At 39.7% G+C, this 2976-nt stretch carries 5 protein-coding genes; 2 read left to right on the top strand and 3 right to left on the bottom strand.

Features of this window, described 5'->3' with window-relative positions; all coding sequences use genetic code 11:
* Both AC805_RS15290 and AC805_RS15285 read left to right on the top strand, forming a co-directional pair.
* On the top strand, nt 1-315 hold a 315-nt coding region (locus AC805_RS15290), incomplete at its 5' end, for an ATP-binding domain-containing protein (protein WP_197278739.1).
* Between the two features lie 94 nt (nt 316-409).
* Nucleotides 410-871 (top strand): VOC family protein, encoded by a 462-nt coding sequence (locus AC805_RS15285; RefSeq protein ID WP_055076219.1) that lies wholly within the window; start codon nt 410-412, stop codon nt 869-871.
* 30 nt (nt 872-901) lie between these two features.
* On the opposite strand, the gene AC805_RS15280 is transcribed toward AC805_RS15285, so the two are convergent.
* The 3 genes from AC805_RS15280 to AC805_RS15270 all read right to left on the bottom strand — a co-directional run bounded on the left by AC805_RS15280 (nt 902) and on the right by AC805_RS15270 (nt 2330).
* Nucleotides 902-1405 carry a protein tyrosine phosphatase family protein gene (locus tag AC805_RS15280; protein ID WP_055076221.1) on the bottom strand — a complete coding sequence of 168 codons (504 nt, stop codon included), beginning with the start codon at nt 1403-1405 and terminating at the stop codon, nt 902-904.
* A gap of 282 nt (nt 1406-1687) precedes the next feature.
* Nucleotides 1688-2125, bottom strand: a complete 438-nt coding sequence (locus AC805_RS15275) for a type II toxin-antitoxin system VapC family toxin (RefSeq protein WP_055076218.1) — start codon at nt 2123-2125, stop codon at nt 1688-1690.
* Nucleotides 2118-2330 (bottom strand): hypothetical protein, encoded by a 213-nt coding sequence (locus AC805_RS15270; protein ID WP_055076217.1) that lies wholly within the window; start codon nt 2328-2330, stop codon nt 2118-2120. Before AC805_RS15270 ends, AC805_RS15275 begins: the two co-directional genes overlap by 8 nt.
* Between the last annotated feature and the right edge of the window lie 646 nt (nt 2331-2976).

Raw genomic sequence — 2976 nt, 5'->3', positions numbered from 1 at the left:
GTCACGGTGGTATTTGGCGATCGGCAAGTGGTCTATGATTATGCCGATCTTAATGAGATTGCTCTTGCGAGAGCGACGACGATCCATAAGGCGCAGGGCAGTGAGTATCCTGTGGTGATCATGCCTCTGTTTATGCAGCATTTTCTAATGCTCTCTCGCAATCTTTTCTATACTGGTTTAACTCGTGCGCGAAAGCTTGCCATTATTGTCGGTGAGTCGAAGGCGATCGGGTTGGCGGTCAAACAGGTCAGCGATCGGCAGAGATATACTTATCTAGCCAAACGTTTAGCAAAGTTTGCCAATCCTCAATCTTAAGTGATGACTCTAAGGAGCTTTTCAGACTAGTTGAATCACAAAACTTGGCGCTAACCGTCTTACACTATTGGTAAACCTAGCTAGAACTGATTTTATGTCATCCAATAGTTCGACTATGCTATCTACGATCGCGAATGGGGCTTTACGACGAGTACATCACATTGCTTTGAATGTGCGGGATATGCAAGCCTCCTGTGATTTTTATGGCAGCATTTTGGGACTGCATCAACTCATTGGTGAAGAAGTTCCCAGTACTCTAACCGATTTAGTAGCAGCAGGCAAAGTCGCCAATTTTAGAACTCCCGATGGCACAGTTCTCGATTTGTTTTGGGAACCAGAACTTACACCGCCCGATCTCGATCCGCAGAGGCAATTTACTCGTGCTAATCATCTAGCCTTTGATATTGCTCCTGAATTGTTTGAGCAAGCGGTGGCAGTATTGCGATCGCACCAAGTCCAAATTGAGGGTGAGCCTGTTACTCGTCCCACTGGTAGAGGCGTTTATTTTTATGACCCCGATGGATTTCTAATTGAAATACGCTGCGATCCTAGTTGACACAAAACTTACGAAGTAGTTCAGCATACTTCAAAAGCTTATGCCGAATGCTTCTCGGTCAGCATAAGCTTTTGATATTGAAGTGAGTTTTGTGTCAATAAATTTTTGCCAAGTCTCGTTGGGTTGCCAGATTTTATGTAAATCCGCGATCGCTTGTCCACGATCGCAATTGAGATGCAAGCGACGATAGAGATAGACAAAGGCAGAAACGCGCATATTCTTAGCACAATGGACAAAGATTTTTTGCTGTTGGCGTTGTTCCATTACTTGCAGAAATGTGTCTAAATCCGCTATCGTCGGGCTTTCCCAATTCACAGGAATGGCAATATATTCCATGCCCAACGATTGAACTAGTTTTGCTTCATTGGCGATCGCTCCTTCAGAAGTCGGTAAAGCCAGATTAATCACTGTTTCATAATCAGCATCAGCAATTGATCGGAACTGCTTGACAGTTGGCTGTCCTGCTGTCGCTAGTTTGTCTGAAATTTGCAGGAAGTTAATAATTTCTGATAGGCGATCGCTATTTTGGTTCATAAACAACTTAGTTCCCATCTCTGTCTTAGCTGAGAAAAATAGATACAGAACCAAAAGTATGATTCCTCCCAAAAGTTGTAGCCAAGCATAATTCATTACATTTGCAGTCAATGCTTTTTCGCTAACGATTAGTAGTCTATCAGTTTCTCAGATTTGATTATTGCAAACCTAAATCAGCAACGCCTAGTTTTTTGGGTATGGCAAGGGCGATCGCTATACAAAACTTGACGGTTGATTAAAACAAAACCTTAGCTAATAATCACTATTCTAATGTTCAGCAAATTAAAAGGAACTAGGTTCAAGTTGAAATCCTAAGCCAACTTGGGTAAAATGAGCATCTTCCGTCAAGATTCGATAGATGTCAAATTCTTGCATAATTAACATTGAGGTTAAGTCTGTGAAAGAGATTTGGGGTTTGTCGAGATACTTTATCCGCAACATTTGAGTTTGAGTAAAGCGAAATTCATCTATTTGGATTAGTTCAAATTGCTCTGTAGAAAATGCTTCAGATAGTTGGAGCATTGCTTGTTTGGCTTGAAAAGAGTTGAGTCGTTTAAAAAACAATGTGAATGTTTCATCTAGAACAAAGGTGCTGGTATAGATGGGTGTTCTTTCTGCAATTAAGGTTTGATAAAGATTTGCAACTTCTCTATGTCTGCGTTCTCCTGCATCGTTTAGAGTGAGCCATCCCCATGTATCGATGAATATGGCGTTACTCATAGAGGTCTTGATCAATTTGTTGGGCGAGATTGCCGTGATTGGTGGCTCCAATAAAGTTTACTAGGGGATCGAATGGTGCGGCAGTTGGGCTAGAGAGCTTTTTGGGTTGCAGTGTTTGGATAAATCGCAAAACTATCTGGATCTGCTGCTGGCTAAGTTTGCCGATCGCTTCTAAGATTTGTTGGTTTTGGTTTGTGGAATACATGGTGAGTCAATGCATCTATTTTTTTTCAGTGTAGCAAATTTTGAATGTTGCTGTTGCTTATCGTTTCTATTACAAAATATTTGTTAAGGAGCAAATTTTATCTTAAGTCCAAAACGGAATTATTTAATTATAATTTCATGCAAATGTTAGAATACTACATCTATCTCTTCTCTATAAAATCTTTGATGCATAACCTCATTACAAATATCATTATATTTTCCTCCTAACAAAATCTTTAATTCTTCATACTGGCTTAACGTAAAACCACATTCACAATTTAAAAACACAGGCTCGGTATATAAGCACCATAAGGGAGGATTACTAAAAACATCAAAATTAGGCTCAATAGGCGTTTTGGGGAGATACTTTAGCTTAAATGGCTGAAACACTCGATATGCAATAGTTTTAGTCTCGGAGGTCTTTGATGGCTGAAACACTCGTCATAAGGGCATCTCTAAAAGCAGGTATAGGCAGGACAAGGGATTTGAGGAATTGGAATAGACATATAGTACAATGATCAAGAGATAGAAGAGGTTAAAAAGCAATGCAGGATAGGCAGACAAATATTTTTGATTTTGAAAAATATGAAGTAAAACACAGCAGCTTTAAAAATTCACTATTAGAATTAAACAAAATTATAGACTGG

Origin of the sequence: Pseudanabaena sp. 'Roaring Creek', assembly GCF_001402795.1 — a bacterium.
In the GTDB taxonomy this organism is placed as follows: domain Bacteria; phylum Cyanobacteriota; class Cyanobacteriia; order Pseudanabaenales; family Pseudanabaenaceae; genus Pseudanabaena.
This window is presented reverse-complemented; position numbering and strand designations above follow the sequence as displayed.